We start from the raw sequence: 18,946 nt of genomic DNA on the forward strand, positions 1-18,946 counted from the left end.
CCTGCTCCCTGCTACTAATCTATGATTAGACAAATGGTCCGCCGCTAAACGCTTCACTCTACTTAGAAACGATACGCCATATCAACACCGTAACTGACTGGATCACCCCACAATACTGCCCTATCAGCATGTGGTAAGTTATCGATTGCGTAAATTTCATAAGTTTCATCAAGTAAATTCTTACCCCAGAACGCGATACTTACAGCACCTTTGCCAAGTTCAATCTCATTGACACTTAGACGCGCATTCCACAATTGATAGTCTCTAAGAATGGTGTATGCGTCTTGCACATCACCACCGCCTAAACGGGTGTCCATATAGCTGGTATTGACGTTCAACTGAACCACAGCAAAATCACTTCGCCACATTACCCAATCTAGAGAGGCTGTGTAGGTGTTTTTGGGCGCGGCAGAAAAAGCATATCGCTGAGTCACATTATTGCCATAACTATCTATAACCTCGGTGATTTCAGCGTCTAAATAGGCGTACTCCATCGCAATGATAAAATCATCGCCAAGTAATGCTGTCGCATCAAATTCAAAACCTGACATACTCGCTTTACCCGCATTTAATACCTTGGTATCAGCAACAGTGCCATTGAGCAGAAAGTTCATTTGCATGTCATCAAATTCGGTATGATAGATATCGGCATTCACTCTAACTCGCCCTTTCAACCACTCACTTTTGACTCCAACCTCGACTGTACGCGCTTTCTCCTCACCAAAACCGTCTGCAAAGCCAACACCGTAATCAATGTCATCAGAGGCCGCTCCTTGATTGCCGTCTAACTGTGGATCACGGGTATTAAAGCCGCCACTTTTATACGCTTCTACCATCTTGGCGTAGAGATTAGCTTCATCGCTTAGCTCATATTCTGCTAGCAAACTAAACGAATCATCTTTAAAGCGACGACTACCAGAGACATTATTGAAACGACGATCACCCGGTAAACCCACTTCAGCTAGAATAGGATTCACCAGCGGCGCCAATAGCGGATTCTCAGCTATCAAGGACAACGGCACGGCTATTGGTATACCACTGATTGGCGAATACTCAATCAACACTTCATCTTCCTGATTTTTGAGGGCATATCGTTTGTCGCGTGAATGCCGAGCACCCAAAGTGATATGCAGTGCTTCATCAAGAATAGCGGGAGTCCATGTGAGTTGGCCAAAAACCGCCAAAGCCTCATTATCTACCTTGTAGAGTTGGCTCAGTAGATTAACGAGATAGACACCATCGGCGCCATCAAGTGGTGCTCTTAGCTGAAGGTGTAGAGGGCTATTATCTTCAGTTGCGGTTTCTTCAAAATAATAACCGCCAATCAGATATTCAATCCCCCAATCCTCTGCCGCCCCGTTAAACTGTAACTCGTGAGAGCTTTGACGCTGGCGAATTTCAGGACGTACCAGTGGAGTTGCCCCGCCAGTGGCATACAACGCCGCAGGGCCATCATAGGCATTAGTATCCAGGCGGTAATCAGCAGCCCCCAAGCCACCACCTAAATCGGTGTAAGCGGCATCCACTAACTCACGATAAGAAGCAATATATTTTATATCCCCCAGATCGGTAGAAGCACTCAAAATCAAGGCATGGCCTTCCACATCACTTGTTGAGGCTTCCATCGGTGCGGTCGTTGCTAGGGAAGTCAACATGTCTTCATCGAAACGGCTACGCTCCTGTGCGCTATTTTTTATAGCCTCAGATTGGCCCTTACTACCCTCTGGATCCGGTGGCATCACCGACTGAAACATGTAATTGTAAAATTCTAGTTCCGAACGGTCATAGCTGTAATCTAATCGTAACCGGTCACTAATATCCCAGCCCAAATCAAAGCGCGCTCCTTGAATATCGCGATCACCAAAATCACCACCGGGGCCTGTATTTTCAACAAAGCCATCACGGCTTTCGGTTAAGTAGGCAAACTTGAGCGCTAAGGTATCCGTGATAGGCACGTTAAGACTGGTTTTAGACCGCAATAAGTTCCGGTTACCCGCGGACACAACTTGAGAGAATTCAAGTGCTTCTGTATTTGGACGTTTAGTGATGAGGTTGATTGCGCCACCCGTGGTATTACGACCGTAAAGGGTTCCCTGTGGGCCTCGCAGAACCTCTATACGCGCCAACTCGGCAACATCCATAGAGGTTCCACTGGAACGAGCAATATAAACGCCGTCCATATATAGCGCGACGGGCGTGTCCTGGGTTACCTGAATATCACCAATACCAATACCCCGAATATATATCCGTAAGCTGCCACCATTAATGGGAAACGGCTCAATCGTCAGTCCCGGCACTTTATTAGCAATGTCTTTAAGGCCGCTGATTCCTTCAACAACCAAGCGCTCTTCATTAAAAACCGTCAAAGAAATAGGCGTATCTTGCAATGATTCGGTTTTCTTCCTCGCACTCACCAAGATCTCTTCAAGACGACCAGCTTCCGCTGCTAGCGCTACAGAACTAGGTAACAAGACTCCAACTAAAGTCACACTAAGAAGTAAGGGCTTGAAAGTACATTCTGAATACCGGTGTGCTAAAGCAGGAAATTGTTTAAATTGATACAACGTCATCTTAGTCCATTTCTGATTAGTCATTTAACACTGAGGTTAGGTCTGTCTTTAAATTTATTGGCCGAGCCACCTGATTAGCTATCATCACCAACGAGTGATTCATCTAGACCATAACGGAATAACAATACCACAAGTGAGCCAACAAGAACCTTGATTACACGCCATACCAACCTAGGGAAATTGCGCATATCAGCATTAATAATCAACGAGTAAGCTAGCTTATTAAGCTTCAATGGGCATTGAAATGAGCTTGTCATCAACCGGTAACTATTCTTGTGGCACAGCTTTCTATAAAATGCACTCAATATCAGGATTAACGTAAACAATAAACACCCGAGGCCAAACACCCATGCCTGAGCAAACACAGCCTGGAAACACAGCGACTGACGCTATGCCACCAAGACTATGGATGCAAACTATTTTGTTTTCCAGCACATTATTAATCGCACTAATAGGTGTACCTTGGTACGGCATTAGCCACGGTTTTACATGGACAGCTTGGCTTGGTTTCTTCCTTATTTTAGGGGCCAACGGCATGTCTATTACCGCCGGCTACCATCGTCTATGGGCTCACAACAGCTATAAAGCGCACCCAATCTTAAAGGTCTTGTTTGCCTTGTTTGGGGCCGCAGCGACACAAAACAGTATATTGATCTGGGCCTCTGGCCACCGTCGCCATCACCGCCACGTCGATCACGTCGACAACGATCCCTACTCGGCCAAACGAGGCTTGTGGTATTCCCACATGGGCTGGATGCTTCGCGATTATCCCGCCAGCGCCGAAGACTTCTCAAATGCAAAAGATTTACAACGCGACAAAATAGTGATGTGGCAACACCGCTACTATCTACCCTTAGTATTATTTATGAACTTCGCACCTGCGGTAGCGCTAGGCTTTCTGACCGGCAATATGCTAGAAAACCTACTACTCGCCGGCGTATTGCGCTTGGTGGTTAGTCACCACACCACCTTTTTCATTAATTCCTTGGCCCACTTTTGGGGTCGCCGTCCCTATACTGACGAAAACACCGCCCGCGACAACGATTTTCTAGCACTGCTGACTTACGGCGAGGGTTATCACAACTACCACCATATTTTTCAAAATGATTACCGTAACGGCATTCGCTGGTGGCATTACGACCCAACAAAATGGCTAATAAAATCTGCATCTTGGATCGGGCTTACTTGGGATTTACGCAAAATACCCAATTTCAAAATTCAGCGCGCCATCATGACAATGCAATTCAAAAAAGCGGAGCAAGCTTTACGTAACCGTAAAGGCGCAGACAGCAATCAATTTACCGCTTTTTTAGAGCAGGAATATCAGCAATTCTGTGAGCATTTGAACGACTGGAATGCAATCAGTCAGCGCTGGATGGAAGCCAAAAGAGAGAATCTTGCCGTTCAAAAAGATGCACTGCAACTAAACCTTGCCGGTAAAAAAGAAACCTTGCAGCAAAATTTACACGAAGCATGGGAACATGCCACCTTGCGCAGTCGACTGAAAGAGCTTGAATACGCCCTTAAAATGCAACGTAAGCGCCTGCAAATGCTAACAATGGAAATGGCATAAACTGAAGAAGTAAACTGGAGGCTAAGCTCCAAGTCTTCTCTCCCCACACAAACCTTACCGTCCCAGAACAACCAAGGGCGGTAAGCTTAATCTCTTCAAGTTCCCCCCTAGACAACGTCCCGCACTATTGGCATTGCAATCCTTGCTGCCGTATATTTACCCCAAGTAAAACAATAAAGAGAGCATAAGCGATGGCGATCACCGGAGAATGTTTTTGCGGCAGTATTAAATACCAAATTGACGGTAAGCTGAAAGATGCGCGATCCTGCCACTGCTCCCGTTGCCGTAAAGTCTTTAGTGGCCAGGCCTCTGCTTACGCGCTAGTGGAAAGCAGTGAATTCACCTGGTTGCAGGGCCGAGAATTACTCACTAGCTTTTCGTCTAGCCCAGAATATGGATTTCAATTTTGTAGTCTGTGCGGCTCAACCTTGTGCGGCACCTACCAGGGGCTTCCTCACGGAGTAACACTAGGTTGCTTAAACGGAGACCCAGAGGTCGATATTGACTACCACCTCTATGTTGGGTCAAAAGCCCAGTGGGAAATTCTACCTCATGGTATTAAAGCGTTTAATGAAGGCCCCAATGACGCCGAAATTTAAGGCAAGCCCTAGTCGCAGAGGCTAATCAATAACCCCTCTCACATTAAACGTCGGTGATACGATTTCGCCTTGCCACAACACGCCCTCATTTACACTCGTATCAGCGGGAATGACTGGGGGGCGGTAAACAATCCTAAACCGTTCATTCACTGCCGCAACGGCTAGCGATGCAGAGCCCGCCGCCCCTTCTTCTAATACATACCAACGTGGCAATGCCATATCTAGCTCAGCGCGATACGCCTGCCCCGGCGCCAAGGTAATCACATCAGCCTCCTGTAAAACATAAGGACTACAGTGATTATTGGCCATTGAATAACGTCGGCCAGTATCCCCTTCTGCCTGCAATGAAAAGCCACAATGCAATGCATTATCAGCAATAAGCAGCACGTTATTTGATACATTTTTTAAAGTTAGCAACAATTTAGGACTACGCGGAGGCCTAGCCTCACCCCGATCGCTCTCATCACTCACAGTGGTAAGCTGCTCTAAACGAATACCTATTGGCGCCCAACGGAACCCCGTTAAAACCGATTGCCCGCCACGCCCCAAGGCAACTTCAACCTCCATTGGAATTTGGACGCTATCACGATCACCACGTTTCTTTTCTATCGCAATACCGGCACCCTGCTCTACAAAATATTGCTCTATACCGTAACGAACATGAATTTGACCGCCATTAGGTTCACGGCTCACTCGGCCACGCAAGAACGTACCACTGCTAGGTTGACGATCGCTAAGATAATCAAGCCCATATACACCCTCTGCCCCCCGCTTTAAAACGGCATACACCACCGCATCACTACTAGGCAAGGATGCCGCAAGGGTTGAGCGGTATCGTGCCGCATCAATGGTATTTAGAGCATAACTAAGCTGAACGTAGTCACCGCGAAACGGATCTCTTGGATCAATAGGCGCTGTGCGCAAATAGATGCGATCGCCATTACGGTGTATCCACTCCCGCTCGCCGGCCATATACCCCAACACCGCAAACTGACTGAGCACTAACACAATAATCAACGCTTTACGCACGGGGCTTCTCCAACTTACGGCGGGTAAGCTGCTTGGAATATCGCAATCCAATAACAAATAACAACAAGCCCAAGAGCAAGAACACAGCTGAACGCGCTAATAAACTATGAAACAAATCAGTGAACCGAGCGCCACCCAATAACACCAACATCACGCAACCCAAGGTCAAGACCCAGCCCTTTAGGTACTGGGTGCCACGAAACACATACAACAGTGCGTAATTCAAAAGCGCAATATTAAACACTACACGGCTCAAGCCTGACATATCGGCGCCAAACAGCGCAGGCAGCAACGCAAAAACAAGCACAAACAAGACCAAACCACTTTCTAGCCATTGTTCTGGCAAGCTAGGCCGGCTTGCAGGCCGAGCCAACACCACCGTCCAAACACCCAGCGTCAATATGAGCGGAAGCAGGAGATACAAGGAGTCAATACCCGTCATTTCAGATAGGCTCGGCAGCGCTGGAAGCCCCGTAAACGTCCCTATATAAATTAAGGGTAACCACACCACACTACCGCACGATGTTAAGACCATAGCACTTGCAGGGTAAGCGCTAGTCATTGCCAACCTAGCAACGCCAAAATAACTACTAAGTAATAACAACGCGGCAACAAATAAATAGGAGTCATCCACGCCCAGCACAGTAAAAGAATATGAAACGGGGAGAGCTAACAACAAACACGCTAAAAATGACGAAGAGCGCTGTAGGTATGCCAAAGGTAATAAAACAAAAAGTAAGATACCGCTTGCAAGAGGCAAATGACGACCAAACTCAAAGGTCTCAACACCACTCCAAAGCAACAAGGCAAGTATTGCCAACACACCATGAGCCACAGAGGGCAAGGCCCAAGCCAAGCTCAGAGCCGCAAGGCATAACAATAAAAATCCATCAGGGAAATGTAGATCCATGTGATAAATTTGCGCCACTAACCAAATACCAGCGCCAAATAGCATCGTTCCCAAGATATGAATACTTTCTACGACACGAGGGTTAGCCTTTTCACTGCGGCCCATCAATAGGGCACTGCCATGCGCCCCCAGAATACCCACAGAAATCACCGCCAACTTCAAATAACGGTGCATATCTTGCCAGTTATAGGCAAACAACAAAATAATACCGAGCCCGAAAATTACCGCACCCAAAACGGCAAAAATAACCTTTCCCCACGCCCCATCACTCTTAGGTCGATACGCTACAAAAGCGGGATAACGAGCATATAAAGCTTGGGCCTGCTGATCATTAATGATGCCCTCACGTAACCACTGCGCTATCTCGGCCCGCAGCCAAGGGTTGTTGTTATCCATAGTGCTCCTGCAATTGTAAACTGCCAAGGTCAACACCAAGGCAGAAATCGCTGTCCTGTTCTGTATTATGGTCAATCATTCTGCGGGATTAGAGGGTTGAATAGAAACCCTATAACCGTATTAAATCACTTTATATTGCTTATCACCGCTTAACCCGAGTGACCCTGATAGCCAGTGATAAATATACGTCCAATTCAATATACAGCATCAAAAGAAACTACCTGTTTACCCGAGCTCCTCTAACACTCGCTCGGCAAAACCATGACCCGCTTCAGCATATAAATTAAACGTAATACAACCCATACCAATCAACTCCTCCTGCTGATCGGGAAAACGCGACACAACCGCGATTTTACCTCGGTAGTCCAGCTGCTGAAGAAGCTTAACTACATCAACATTTTCAGAGTGATTCGTTAAACTCACTAATACCGTTTTACGGCGATGCAAATTCGCACGCTCTAGAAAATCTCGGTCACTGGCATCCCCAGTGACACAGGAGATACCCGCTAGGCGCATTTTTAATGCCTTATCCGCGCTCTCCTCCACGCCAATAATCTTATCGGGGTAGTGCTCACTCAGGTATTCATAAGCCCCACTGCCTATACGCCCCATACCAAAAATGACTATTTCAGCCTCGCCCAAATCAACTGGGCGCTCTTCTTGCAGTAACTCTTTACGCTCCATTTTTTGCAGACGGGTAGCCAAACGCGCATACATGGAATGCACATGGGTGTTAAATGGCACAGCAATAAATAAAGAAATCGCCATGGCGACGGCCAGCGTGGTCAACCATGCCCCCGGAAGCTGCCCACTATTGACCGCCATCGCGGCAACAATTAAACCAAACTCACTGTAATTAAACAGCGACAAGCCAACCAACAGCGACGTTCTGGCCCGTAAGCGAAACATCAGAAGCAAAGCAAAATAAACCAAGGGCCGCAACAAGACTAAAGCGCTAATCACCAAGGCAACTAGCAGCATGTTTCCGCTGGGCAAACCGTAATAACCAATACTGAGAAAAAACGCCGTAAGGAAGATGTCTTTAAAGTTAATCAAGCTCTTGTATAGCTCAACACTCTTATCAACATTGGACAGCAACACGCCAAACAACAAGGCGCCCAAGCCTGCCTCCAAATGCATCATATGAAATAGCTCAGCACTTCCCAGCGCGACAGCCATACCAAATAAAATCAACAGTTCGCCATGGCCCGCCTGTTTTAACAAATATACCAATACAGGCCTGAGTAAAGGCAGAGCCAATAACAAAAATGCCCAAGGCGAAGGCGTATGCTCAGCAGACAAAACAAGGTAACTTACCGCAAAAATATCCTGAACAATCAAGATTCCAATAGCAATTTTGGCGTGTAGTGCTGCGCCCTCACCGCGCTCATCAAAGATTTTAACGGCAAAGACCGTACTAGAAAACGAGAGTGCGAAAGCCAGCATCCACGCCACTGAGGCGTCAATTTCTTCAACTCCGGGCAAGACCCAAAGTAAGGCCAATAACACAGCGGCGGTTAAAGGCACCACGATAACGGTATGCAGTGACGCAGTTACCCAAATTTGCGGCGCCAATAACTCCCGCAAATTCAATTTTAAGCCAATGGTAAACAATAATAAGGTGATACCGATTTCCGATAAGACGTGGATAACATCAGCATCGCCAAGTTCAAACCAACCAGCTAAAAAACCTGCAATTAAATATCCCAATAACGGCGGCATACCAATTCGCCGAAAACCTAAACCGGCCAAAAAAGCCACGCCCACTAAAATGGGTTCAATCATTAGCCTACATCCATTAATCTAGGTTTCTAAATATCACACAGCAATCACATTGCACTAAGTTAAAATAATCTAGGAATTAATACCGGCGTCGTTCTTTTATAACGCGCATACTCTGCATCACCGCCCCAACGCTGATCTGCACTTGCCTCTAACAGAGGAACGCCACTCACCTTGGTTAACAGTAGTACAAGAAAACAAGGCGAAATCAAACCCAAATACATCCATCCATTTAACGCAGGCAAGGCCATTAAACTCACTCCCACCCACGCCAATATTTCGCCAAAATAATTTGGGTGTCGCGACCTAGCCCACAAGCCAGAGCTAATAAACTTGCCTCGATGACTTGGCTTAGCGCGAAACTGACGCTTTTGCCAATCAGCAACGCTTTCAATCACCATACCCACTGACCAGATCACAAACCCTATAATAACTAACCACCCCAAAGGCAGTGCTCGCTCATCACTAAGCGCCAAAATAGCAGCCAATTGGATTAGAAATATCCAGCTGGCTTGCAAAGTCCAAGCCACCAAAAAGCGGGAAAAACTCGGTTTAATATTATCAAAGCGAGTGTCACCACCATCTTGCATTATTCTTAAAAAAAGAAAGCTACCTAAACGCAGCGCCCATACGATAATACACCCCGCCAATAAATAGTCGCCTACCCCAAGCTGTACGACTAAGACCAGCATAGAAAGCACGACGCTAATATTCGCCACTGCGCCAATGACATCGTAATAACGCTCGGTCTGAAACAAATAGGCATGAATAAAACCAAGCCATTGACTGGCAACGACCCCAACCAAAATCCACAGCGGAATTGCCATGCCGGCGATACGAGGCATTCCTTGAGATGCCGCGTAAGTAAGCGCTACCATAAACAACAGCAGCAAACTTATGATGGCGCCCCCACTCCATGCTGATTTCATAATAGAACGCCCTCATGGCCTTTGCGATACAGCGCTGTATTTAACACAGCTGGGATTTTAATATACAGGGCCAAGCTCTAAACCTCACCAAACTAAGATTCCAAACCACATCCCTTAGCTCTAAGGTAGTAAATAATATAACAGCAGCAAACAAGATTTGCGAAGCAAGGAAAAACAAGGCTTGCCCCTAATCGTAACTTAAAGCAGCATAAGCATTAGACACCTATCAGGAAATAATAAATGCAAGATAAACCCAGGCTACATGGAGCAAACTTCCCCTCTGCTCGCGACGAAATGCCAAGCAACCAACAGGACAGCCCACCGGCTTATCGATTGGCGTATACCGATCAAGATTTTTTACTTCGCGAAGAATTACGCGGTTTACGGTTTCATCTAGAGCTACAAAAACCTGAAATGGTGCTTAAAGAACACGGTATAGAATCGACGATTGTTATCTTTGGCAGCGCCCGATTTCTCTCACCATCTGATGCCAACAACGCGCTAAAATCAGCTGAGGCTGACGGCGACCCAGCTAAAATTCGTGCCGCCAAACGAGAACAACGCAATAGTCATTATTATCAGCAGGCCCAAAAACTAGGTGATCTCATCACCTCGCATTCAGCTAACTGCGAAGAAAACGAACGCCTCTATGTGGTCACCGGTGGCGGGCCAGGTATTATGGAAGCCGCCAATCGTGGTGCGGCAGAGGCTAACGGGAAGTCCATTGGCTTAAATATTGTATTGCCCCACGAACAAGCTCCAAACCCTTATATTAGCCCCGAGTTTTGTTTTCGCTTTCATTATTTTGGCATACGCAAAATGCACTTTATGCTACGGGCTAAAGCAGTGATCGTCTGCCCCGGCGGCTTTGGCACATTTGACGAACTATTTGAAGCGCTGACGCTCATTCAAACAGGCAAATCTAAGCGCGTTCCCATCATTCTTATTGGCCACGAATTTTGGCGGCAAGCCATTAATCTAGAGTTTTTGCGGGATGAAGGTGTTATTAGCCCAGATGACGTAAATATGATCTCTATTGTCGATACCGCCGAGCAAGCTTGGCAGCATATCGTCGATTTCTACCAACTCAGCCCAGGGCAATGCATACGCTGCTAGACCCTGTTAGCCCCTAGCCACAGGCCTTCTTCACCTAAAAATGGCTTCGGCCTGTGGTATCATAGCCGATTGTTTTTCAGCTAATGGTTACCTATGTCGGCGCCTATCGTTCGCTTCCAACACATCCGTTTTTCTTACCAGCTAGAGCCTATCCTTGATGACTTCAGCTGGTTTTGGCCACATGGTCAGCACATTGCCATTCTCGGCGGCAATGGTGCGGGCAAAACCACCCTCGCCAAACTCATTACCGACACTCTCCGCCCCAATAGCGGCGAGGTCGAATATGCTGACGATATTGGCCCAAAGGACATTGCCCACATCTCCTTCGATTTACATCGTGAGCTAATGGAACACGACCGCCGCTATGATGACAGCGAGACTCGCGACGATGCCTTTGACGTTGGCACCACTGTTAAACAGGCAGTGCTACAAGGGTATACTCCGGACGCGGCGTTTACTGAGCTGTGCACACGCTTAGGAATTGATCATATTCTTGAGCAGGGAATTCGCTATATCTCGACGGGCGAAAGCCGTAAAACGCTGTTAGCCCGAGCACTATTTGCCAAGCCCGCAGCCTTAATTTTAGACAACCCCTTTGAGGGCCTAGATATTCATGCCCAAGCAGAAATGCACACATTACTAGCCGAATTAGTCAGTTCGACAACTCCGTTAATTTTGCTGACCAAAGACGCCAATGACATCCCCGATACTATCGACACGGTGTATCAAATGGATCATGGGAAAATACGGGGTGAATGCAGCGCCTTGGAGGCAAAAAAACACGCCAAGGTCATTCATCATTTCGCCAAACCACTGCCCATTGCCAATGCCCCCAGTTATCCCGCCGACAAAGCATTGCTAGAGCTTCGAAACATCAATGTGAATTTTCGCGGCAAGCAAGTATTGAGTGATATCAACTGGACGCTGATGCCTCACCAGCACTGCTGTATTAGTGGTCCCAATGGCGCCGGCAAATCAACCTTGCTCGGCTTATTATGCGGTGAAAATGACAAAGCCTATGGGCAGCAAGTATTTTTATTTGGCCGCCAACGAGGCAGTGGCGAAAGTATTTGGGAGGTTAAATCACAATTTGGCATTCTCAATACCAGCATGCAAATGAGCAATCTGAAACGCACCAAAGCAATCGACGTTGTTGCCTCTGGGCTTTTCGATTCCGTGGGCTTGTACAATAATTACAGTGAATCCCAGCGCCAAACATTGATGGCATGGTTAGATGCCCTAGATTTACTGCCATTAAAAGAACAGCGCTTTGAACGGCTATCGTTTGGCGAACAACGCATGATCTTATTAGCCCGCGCCATGGTGAAATCGCCGCGCATTTTAATACTCGACGAGCCTTGTATAGGCCTAGACAATGATCAGAAAGCGAAACTGCTCGGCGCCGTCGATCAAATTGCAGCCCACGGCCAAACGCGGATTTTATTTGTCTCCCACCGCCGCGAAGAGTTGCCCGCCTGTATCAACCAATTTATCGATTTGGTGCCTTCCGAAAATGGCGGCTACACCGCCAATATTCGGGAGTCTTAGGGCAAGATTGCCATCCTAGTCAAAAACACCTTTAAACCATTGCCACATCTTCTCCCCGTCTGGCGCGCAGCCCCCACTTTCTGTGGGTGCGCTGCCTCTCATAAAGGGCATATAACGTGCGCCATCACACCATGACTGGGTTAACCGTCCCGACTCGCCATCTACCCACTGATATTCCACACCGGCAACCTGTGAAAAAGGCATTTGCTCTGTGCTTGCCTCAGCCATAAACTGACGCCACACGGTTAATGCACCACTGGCACCCGTTAATCCTGTAGACGCATTATTGTCGGTGCCCATCCACACCACCGCCATGTAATCACCCGCAAAGCCGGCAAACCAAGAATCACGGGTATCGTTACTGGTTCCCGTTTTTCCCGCAACGCGGTAGTCCTTAGGTAAAACCCGATAAACACCTTTACCTGTTCCTTCGCGCACGGTTTCTAACATCGCATATTGCAATACATGAACCGCGGCAGGGTTCACCACTTTTCGAGGCTTTTGTGGATAGCGCGCCAACAGCTCACCTTCGCTGTCAGTTATGGCATAAATCGTCCGCAATGGTGTATATCGACCATCCGCAGCAATGGTTTGATACATGGCTGCCACTTCTATGGGAGCCAATTCGGCCGCACCCAACAACATTGACGGCACCTCTAATAAAGGCCGGTGAATGCCTAGGCGTTTAAACATATCCATGACATTATCTAAGCCCACATCCATCCCTAATCTGGCCGTTGCCAAGTTATAGGAATGAGACAGCGCCGTATGCAGGGCAACGTCACCATGGGATTTACGGTCATAATTAGAAGGCTTCCACAGCGAGCCATTGGCATTGGGGATCGTAATGGGCTCATCCGAAACACGGGTCAATAAATTGTAATACCGGGGTTGATTTAAGGCTGCCAAGAAAACCGCCGGTTTAGCCAGTGAGCCAATCGGTCTGAGCGCATCAAGCGCCCGATTAAAGCCGGCATAGCGGGGCCGTTTACCGCCAATCACCGCCACGACATCGCCGCTATTTACCCTTGTTACCACCATGGCGACCTGCAGGTCTTTCTTGCGGCTTTCTAAGCGCGCCAAGGATTTCACCGTGGCTTTTTCGGCGCGACGCTGTAAAACCGGATCAAACGGCGTAAAAATTCGCAGCCCATTGCTCTGTAACTCTTTACTCTGATAATCACGACTAAGCTGGCGACGCACTAAATCGACATACGCAGGATAAACGCCGTCCAAGGCCGATGACTTGGCCAACTCAAGAGGCTCTTTTTGCCATGCTGCAAGCTGTGCAGGGGTTAACCAGCCCTGCTCAGCCAATTCACCCATCACAATATTGCGGCGGTTTTTTGCGCGCTCTGGATGACGCCACGGGTCGTAATATGACGGCCCTTTCACCAAGCCCACCAGCATCGAAATTTGCGCTAGATTTAACTCTGCTAAAGGTCGGTTAAAATAATGCCGCGCCGCAAGGCCAAAACCATGAATAGCGCGGTTCCCCTCTTGGCCAAGGTAAACCTCGTTAATATACGCCTCAAGAATACGGTCCTTGCTATAATGCATTTCAGTGAGAATGGACATGATCGCTTCTTTGGCTTTACGCGATAGACTCCGCTCATTACTCAAAATAGTATTTTTAACTAATTGCTGGGTTAAGGTGCTGCCACCCTGTACCGTGCGCCCCGCCTTTATATTTGCCAAAAACGCACGTGCAATACTGCGCGGCGAAATCCCAAAATGGCGATAAAAGTGCCGGTCTTCAACCTGCACCAAGGTTTCCACCAGCATCTGTGGCACCTCTTCCAAGCTCAGCATGAGTCGATCTTCATGGCGGCCCGGGTACACCCCGCCAATCACCATAGGGTCTAATTGATCTTCGGTGATCCGTTCGCCAAGGGAGTTGCGAATGACGCCAACGGTCGTTGCCCTCATATCCACTTCGATTTTTCGCGCTTCTCGCTCGCCATCGGCAAAAGAAAAGGGGCGCAAAAATATTGAGAAATGATCACCTTGACGGTAGTACGTACCGGGCTCATTGACTAAACGCCGGGACCGATAGCCAAGCTCACCCAACTCAGACTCAAGCTCATAGGCCGTTAATATAGCGCCAGAGGCCAGTACCAAGGGTCTGGCATAAACCTGTGCAGGCTGTGCGTAGCGTTTGGCGTCAAATGCGCCACGCACTTTTGCATCGCTGTAGGCAAACATAATGAGCAAGAGCACCAAGCCAACCAGAGCCAATTTCAGCCCCAAGCTCAACCATGATATTGAACGCAATTTACTCACAATGCGCTTTTGAGATTTTTTAACCATTCATCACAACCAGATCAAATTTATTAATTCTTACTACATCATGCTATATGTTCACGCTTAGCCAAACATAATCACAGCTAGTTACAGGCAGTCACAGCCCATTTGGCCGTCTTTACATTGCAAATCTACAATCAAACCGGATAATAGCGGCACTTTACCGCAAGTAACTGGCAAATAAGATGAAAACATATCACCTCTATGGCATTGGCGCTGCACTCGTCGACACTGAAATCGAAATAAACGATCAAGAGCTTAACGCACTTGGTGTTGAAAAAGGCCTGATGACCCTTGTTGATGCAGACCGCCAACAGGAGCTTATGGACAAATTAAGCGGCCATTTGGTTCATGCCAGCCAAGCAAGTGGCGGCTCAGCGTGTAACTCTGTCATTGCCGCCGCCTATTTTGGCGCTAATAATTACTATTCTTGTAAAGTCGCCAACGACGAGCACGGCGACTTCTTTATGAATGATATCAAATCAGCTGGCGTGGACGCAGACTTCAGCAGTGAAAAATCCCCAGGAGTCACCGGGAAGTGCCTAGTCTTAATCAGCCCAGACGCTGAGCGCAGTATGAACACTAATCTCGGCATTAGTGAAACCCTCTCTGTGAGTGAGCTGAATGAGTCTGCACTAAGTCAGTCCCAATACTTCTACGCGGAAGGCTACCTAGTTACTTCAGATACCGGACGCGCTGCCGCAATAGCAGGCCGCAAAATAGCAGAAAACAACGAGGTAAAAACGGCACTTAGCTTTTCTGACCCTGGCATGGTGAGTTTTTTCCGCGATGGTTTAAGTGAGATGCTCGGTGACGGTGTCGACCTTATTTTCTGTAATGAAGCCGAAGCTCTGGGATGGGCACAAAGTGAAAATATAGACGATGCGATCAGCGCCCTCAAAAAGATAAGCAAGACCTTTGCAATTACCTTGGGCGCAAAAGGCGCGTTGGTATTTGATGGCGAGCAACTTCACACCATTGCCGGCCATAAAGTTAACGCCGTAGACACCAATGGTGCCGGAGATATGTTTGCAGGTGCATTCTTATATGCGATCACTCATGGCTACGATTTCCAGCAAGCGGGTAATTTAGCCAGCTTGGCCGCCGCAGAAGTAGTATCGCAATATGGCCCACGTTTAGCGGGTCCGCGTCACCAAGAACTACTCGCGCAGCTAGCTTAATATGGCATGAACACGTAACACCAAGGCATTACCTAACATTGGTGTTACGTGAATGAACAAGATGGGGCTTATTATTTTTCCTTACGCGCCCTAATATCAACTACCGCCTGAAAGCCATCCTGATTATCTGTTACCGTCACCCCCGCCACTGAGTACTTTGAATCGCTAATAACCATACCCACACCGTCCCGCACCCTAACTCGGCTAGTGATAGGCTTTGCCTGCCTTGCAAAATCTTTTGGCTTAATTTCATAATCATCCGCAATATCAACGCCCGTCGTACTCACCACACCTGATATCACTTCTGATAGTGATTCTGAATCAATATACTCAGAAGATAATGCTTTTATTTCACCAATTGAGGTTACTTGTTCCGAATTAATTTTATCAGTGATTTTTTCATTTAATTCAGCCACGTCTTGGGTATCATCAATTTTAGAAGTAATACCCTTTAAGATTGATCCACATATTTTTGCATAAGACTGCGACGTTGCCCTTGGCGACACCTTCAAAAACGACTCTATCCAGTACTTGGTTTTTTGCCCCAAGTTATCAACCACAAATACGCCCTGATCACCGGGAAAAATCAACGCCCCTTTTTGGATTTTATTAAGTGAAATACCGCTTCTAGCGCTAATATCAAATGCATCGTCAGTTTCAGTTATTTCCAAAAAATCATCTTTGTTTTCCATTTTCATAATGGCAAGACCCGCAGAATCGGTATCGCCAATTTTTAATCCTGAAAACAATAAAAACACAAGGTCACCAGTAGCAATATTCTGGTGAGTCGACGTTGAGTACAGATGTTTAGCTAGGGCCTGAGTGTTTGCAATAAAATCACTGGTATTAGCAAAAATTTTTGCGGTGATATTCGCGACTGTATTTAACGATAAATCAGATTCATGGAAAAAGTCATAAGCTGCTTTTTGTTTAGACAGTGGGATCAAGTAATGGGTAATAAGTAATTCACTTAGACTCTCACTAACACTGCTTTCCTTTTCAGCAAGACGAATACCATCTTCCTTAGTTTTATTGCCAACCCTATGCACAGCAATATTACTCAGCCGAGCAGAACTCACATCGATCATTATTTACTCCGCTAATTATAAAAGCATGACACCACCCTTCAGGGCGCATCATTCAGACAAAGTTTATTTTATGAAAACCAGGATGGGCAGGATATGTTCACTTACACAATCGCAACTGCTCATTATTCTATTAGCACCCTAGCAACATTTTATGAGCTAGGGCGCCTACTAACATTAAAAGTGAAACTCACCGTTATTGTGAACAGCTAGGTTAGCACTAAGCTAATAATGCCAACTGTTCTTGGTAGTCTAACTCAATTGCGTCATCGAGTGTTTTGAGTAGTGAAGCCCGCATTTTCAATTTTGTTACATGGTGGGCCACCAGATTCAAACCTGCTAGGCGGTTTGCCTCAGCCTGAACTGTCGCTGGTAACGCATCTGCAGGAACGATTTTATCAAGAAAACCACCCTCAACAGCCTCTTGAGGAGAAAACATTTGTGCGGTTGTTATTGCACGCTGAAAACAGGCAGGGGTTAGTCGAGCACGCGGCAATTCAATACCAAAGTGGTGCATAGTCATGCCAATTTGAATTTCGTTTAACCCAAGCTGAAATGGGCCTTCCACTCCAATGCGAAAATCACACGCCATGAGTGTAAAGCAACCTTGAGCGAGAGAATGCCCTGTGCAAACGGCCAGTACCGGCATAGGGAAGGCCAGTAAACGACGACACAATCTAGATCCCGCCCTCACCATTTCGACACCCTCACGAGCATCAGCCTGAAACACCTTTAAATCGAACCCCGCCGAGAATATTCCCGGTTTCCCAGCCAATACCACAACCGCAGCCTTTTCCTGTTCAGCCTGATCTAGCGCGCCATTGATGGCGGCAATATGATCTGGCGACATCGCATTAACCTTGCCATTTTGCATTGTTATAGTGGCAATTTTGCCGTCTAGTTGATAGTTAACCAAATCTGTCATCATGGGCCTCTAGTGTTATCACTGAAAACATCGTTTTGCATTCTAGGGAAATGAACCGCAAGCTACCAGCTTTTACGAGTAATTAATTCATTTACAGGGCAGACTCAGGAAGTCCAATGTCACGTCAAAAGGGTGAATACCGTAGAAACGTCTTAAAACGTAAAACTCTTTAGTATCAACAGGCCAAAGAACCCTCTAGCGATACTCCATTTTTGCTGAGATTTTATTAAACAAAGCAGGGAAAAACCGCTTTATTGTTGGAGCAATAGCGCTAAGCCCCTTCCCAACCACAACTTCGTCATTATTATTTAGCATTGCTTTGACTATACCCTGTACGCACTTCTCTACAGACATACCATTCAATATCGAATCATCGTTTTTATTTTGAGCCGCGCCATGTTCATTTAAGGCGTTAATCGCAATATTTGTCTGAATGGAGCCAGGGCACACAGTTAAACATTGAATTCCATGTTCCGCAGTCTCTGCCCGCAAGCAATCCATAAAGCCTACAACCGCAAACTTAGACCCAGAATACCCAGTGCGCAATTTAGACCCTATTTTACCTGCGACACTACTCACACTCACCACCATGCCTTGTCCTTGAGCCACCATTCCCGGTAACAAGGCCTTTGTCATGGCAACAGTGCCTAGGTAATTCACCTCCATCAACTGGCGATAAACAGATAAATCGGTATCGATGAACAGCGATCGCTGTGAAATGCCGCCATTATTGATCAGAATGTGCACGGGACCAATGTCAGCTAGGGAAGACTGAACAATACCGCCAAGGTTATCGCTATTGGCCAAATCCAACGGCACCACCCAATGCCTATCCAAGCCACCCGGCAATGACGCCGCAACCTCTAAAAGTAATTCACGACGCCTAGCGGACAATATAATTCGCGCCCCCTTAGAGGCTAACTGACGGCAGAGCTCTAAACCTATCCCAGAACTCGCCCCGGTTATCCAAATGGTTTTATTATTAATATCCATTAGCAC

At 47.0% G+C, this 18,946-nt stretch carries 15 protein-coding genes; 5 read left to right on the top strand and 10 right to left on the bottom strand.

Annotation, left to right across the window (positions count from 1 at the left end; all coding sequences use genetic code 11):
* Positions 1 to 62: 62 nt before the first annotated feature.
* Positions 63 to 2,594, bottom strand: coding sequence for a TonB-dependent receptor (locus AELLOGFF_RS11340; RefSeq protein ID WP_235035703.1), 2,532 nt, complete (start codon positions 2,592 to 2,594; stop codon positions 63 to 65).
* Between the two features lie 50 nt (positions 2,595 to 2,644).
* The gene (locus AELLOGFF_RS11345; protein WP_159268848.1) at positions 2,645 to 2,827 is read right to left on the bottom strand and encodes a hypothetical protein; all 183 of its coding nucleotides are present in this window, start codon (positions 2,825 to 2,827) and stop codon (positions 2,645 to 2,647) included.
* Positions 2,828 to 2,919: 92 nt separating this feature from the next.
* Between AELLOGFF_RS11345 and AELLOGFF_RS11350 the strand changes: the two genes are divergently transcribed.
* Both AELLOGFF_RS11350 and AELLOGFF_RS11355 read left to right on the top strand, forming a co-directional pair.
* On the top strand, positions 2,920 to 4,143 hold the full coding sequence (locus tag AELLOGFF_RS11350) for an acyl-CoA desaturase (RefSeq protein WP_235035704.1): 1,224 nt from the start codon (positions 2,920 to 2,922) through the stop codon (positions 4,141 to 4,143).
* A gap of 191 nt (positions 4,144 to 4,334) precedes the next feature.
* On the top strand, positions 4,335 to 4,742 hold the full coding sequence (locus tag AELLOGFF_RS11355; RefSeq protein WP_159268849.1) for a GFA family protein: 408 nt from the start codon (positions 4,335 to 4,337) through the stop codon (positions 4,740 to 4,742).
* Between the two features lie 21 nt (positions 4,743 to 4,763).
* Here AELLOGFF_RS11355 and AELLOGFF_RS11360 read toward each other — a convergent pair whose 3' ends face one another.
* The 4 genes from AELLOGFF_RS11360 to AELLOGFF_RS11375 form a co-directional block, all read right to left on the bottom strand.
* Positions 4,764 to 5,771, bottom strand: coding sequence for a GDYXXLXY domain-containing protein (locus AELLOGFF_RS11360; protein WP_159268850.1), 1,008 nt, complete (start codon positions 5,769 to 5,771; stop codon positions 4,764 to 4,766).
* Positions 5,764 to 7,077, bottom strand: a complete 1,314-nt coding sequence (locus AELLOGFF_RS11365; RefSeq protein ID WP_159268851.1) for a DUF2157 domain-containing protein — start codon at positions 7,075 to 7,077, stop codon at positions 5,764 to 5,766. Before AELLOGFF_RS11365 ends, AELLOGFF_RS11360 begins: the two co-directional genes overlap by 8 nt.
* Before the next feature lie 225 nt (positions 7,078 to 7,302).
* Positions 7,303 to 8,862: a cation:proton antiporter family protein gene (locus tag AELLOGFF_RS11370; protein WP_159268852.1), complete on the bottom strand. Its 1,560-nt coding sequence runs from the start codon at positions 8,860 to 8,862 to the stop codon at positions 7,303 to 7,305.
* Positions 8,863 to 8,921: 59 nt separating this feature from the next.
* Complete coding sequence (locus tag AELLOGFF_RS11375) at positions 8,922 to 9,788, bottom strand: DUF1295 domain-containing protein (RefSeq protein WP_159268853.1); 867 nt, start codon at positions 9,786 to 9,788, stop codon at positions 8,922 to 8,924.
* A 240-nt stretch (positions 9,789 to 10,028) separates the two neighbouring features.
* On the opposite strand from AELLOGFF_RS11375, the gene AELLOGFF_RS11380 reads away from it, so the two are divergent.
* Positions 10,029 to 10,904: a TIGR00730 family Rossman fold protein gene (locus tag AELLOGFF_RS11380; RefSeq protein ID WP_159268854.1), complete on the top strand. Its 876-nt coding sequence runs from the start codon at positions 10,029 to 10,031 to the stop codon at positions 10,902 to 10,904.
* Between the two features lie 93 nt (positions 10,905 to 10,997).
* A complete protein-coding gene (locus AELLOGFF_RS11385; RefSeq protein ID WP_159268855.1) occupies positions 10,998 to 12,452 on the top strand; it encodes an ATP-binding cassette domain-containing protein in 1,455 nt (484 codons plus the stop codon).
* A 15-nt stretch (positions 12,453 to 12,467) separates the two neighbouring features.
* Here the strand turns inward: AELLOGFF_RS11385 and mrcB are convergent, their stop codons facing one another.
* Complete coding sequence (gene mrcB, locus AELLOGFF_RS11390) at positions 12,468 to 14,762, bottom strand: penicillin-binding protein 1B (RefSeq protein WP_159268856.1); 2,295 nt, start codon at positions 14,760 to 14,762, stop codon at positions 12,468 to 12,470.
* A gap of 179 nt (positions 14,763 to 14,941) precedes the next feature.
* On the opposite strand from mrcB, the gene AELLOGFF_RS11395 reads away from it, so the two are divergent.
* On the top strand, positions 14,942 to 15,937 hold the full coding sequence (locus tag AELLOGFF_RS11395) for an adenosine kinase (RefSeq protein WP_159268857.1): 996 nt from the start codon (positions 14,942 to 14,944) through the stop codon (positions 15,935 to 15,937).
* A 71-nt stretch (positions 15,938 to 16,008) separates the two neighbouring features.
* Here the strand turns inward: AELLOGFF_RS11395 and AELLOGFF_RS11400 are convergent, their stop codons facing one another.
* From AELLOGFF_RS11400 to AELLOGFF_RS11410, 3 genes are all read right to left on the bottom strand, one after another.
* The gene (locus tag AELLOGFF_RS11400; protein WP_159268858.1) at positions 16,009 to 17,025 is read right to left on the bottom strand and encodes a nucleoid-associated protein; all 1,017 of its coding nucleotides are present in this window, start codon (positions 17,023 to 17,025) and stop codon (positions 16,009 to 16,011) included.
* 217 nt (positions 17,026 to 17,242) lie between these two features.
* Positions 17,243 to 17,950, bottom strand: coding sequence for a crotonase/enoyl-CoA hydratase family protein (locus AELLOGFF_RS11405; protein ID WP_235035705.1), 708 nt, complete (start codon positions 17,948 to 17,950; stop codon positions 17,243 to 17,245).
* A 192-nt stretch (positions 17,951 to 18,142) separates the two neighbouring features.
* On the bottom strand, positions 18,143 to 18,940 hold the full coding sequence (locus AELLOGFF_RS11410) for an SDR family oxidoreductase (RefSeq protein WP_159268859.1): 798 nt from the start codon (positions 18,938 to 18,940) through the stop codon (positions 18,143 to 18,145).
* Between the last annotated feature and the right edge of the window lie 6 nt (positions 18,941 to 18,946).

The organism is Zhongshania aliphaticivorans (genome assembly GCF_902705875.1).
Taxonomy (GTDB): Bacteria; Pseudomonadota; Gammaproteobacteria; order Pseudomonadales; family Spongiibacteraceae; genus Spongiibacter; species Spongiibacter aliphaticivorans_A.

Coding starts and splice junctions, on each gene's coding strand:
- AELLOGFF_RS11340 (WP_235035703.1), bottom strand. CDS start 2,594: ATGACTAATCAGAAATGGACTAAGATGACGTTGTATCAATTTAAACAA.
- AELLOGFF_RS11345 (WP_159268848.1), bottom strand. CDS start 2,827: ATGACAAGCTCATTTCAATGCCCATTGAAGCTTAATAAGCTAGCTTAC.
- AELLOGFF_RS11350 (WP_235035704.1), top strand. CDS start 2,920: ATGCCTGAGCAAACACAGCCTGGAAACACAGCGACTGACGCTATGCCA.
- AELLOGFF_RS11355 (WP_159268849.1), top strand. CDS start 4,335: ATGGCGATCACCGGAGAATGTTTTTGCGGCAGTATTAAATACCAAATT.
- AELLOGFF_RS11365 (WP_159268851.1), bottom strand. CDS start 7,077: ATGGATAACAACAACCCTTGGCTGCGGGCCGAGATAGCGCAGTGGTTA.
- AELLOGFF_RS11370 (WP_159268852.1), bottom strand. CDS start 8,862: ATGATTGAACCCATTTTAGTGGGCGTGGCTTTTTTGGCCGGTTTAGGT.
- AELLOGFF_RS11375 (WP_159268853.1), bottom strand. CDS start 9,788: ATGAAATCAGCATGGAGTGGGGGCGCCATCATAAGTTTGCTGCTGTTG.
- AELLOGFF_RS11380 (WP_159268854.1), top strand. CDS start 10,029: ATGCAAGATAAACCCAGGCTACATGGAGCAAACTTCCCCTCTGCTCGC.
- AELLOGFF_RS11385 (WP_159268855.1), top strand. CDS start 10,998: ATGTCGGCGCCTATCGTTCGCTTCCAACACATCCGTTTTTCTTACCAG.
- mrcB (WP_159268856.1), bottom strand. CDS start 14,762: ATGGTTAAAAAATCTCAAAAGCGCATTGTGAGTAAATTGCGTTCAATA.
- AELLOGFF_RS11395 (WP_159268857.1), top strand. CDS start 14,942: ATGAAAACATATCACCTCTATGGCATTGGCGCTGCACTCGTCGACACT.
- AELLOGFF_RS11400 (WP_159268858.1), bottom strand. CDS start 17,025: ATGATCGATGTGAGTTCTGCTCGGCTGAGTAATATTGCTGTGCATAGG.
- AELLOGFF_RS11405 (WP_235035705.1), bottom strand. CDS start 17,950: ATGATGACAGATTTGGTTAACTATCAACTAGACGGCAAAATTGCCACT.
- AELLOGFF_RS11410 (WP_159268859.1), bottom strand. CDS start 18,940: ATGGATATTAATAATAAAACCATTTGGATAACCGGGGCGAGTTCTGGG.